The 324-nt window shown below is 54.9% G+C and carries 1 pseudogene; it reads right to left on the reverse strand.

The features are described 5' to 3' along the window. Window positions 1-24: 24 nt before the first annotated feature. Window positions 25-324, reverse strand: a pseudogene (locus B2T33_RS14805) (3-isopropylmalate dehydratase small subunit); the annotation flags it as partial.

Raw genomic sequence — 324 nt, forward strand, 5'->3', positions numbered from 1 at the left:
GATGTTTGCCGCCCGTTTTTGCAATTACAGCGACAGCCAGGGCTGCGATGCAGCGCGCTTGGCTTCGAAATCGTTGATGGCATCGGCCTTCTGCAGGGTCAGGCCAATGTCGTCGAGGCCATTCAGCAGGCAATGCTTGCGGAATTCTTCGACTTCAAACTTGATGCAGCCGCCGTCCGGACCGGTGATTTCCTGATTTTCAAGATCAACGGTGACGGTCGCATTCGCACCGCGTTCGGCGTCGGCCATCAGCTTGTCGACATCTTCCTGCGGCAGACGGATCGGAAGGATGCCGTTCTTAAAGCAGTTGTTATAGAAAATGTC

It is taken from the genome of Thalassospira sp. UBA4513, from assembly GCF_002388495.1.
GTDB lineage: Bacteria > Pseudomonadota > Alphaproteobacteria > Rhodospirillales > Thalassospiraceae > Thalassospira > Thalassospira tepidiphila.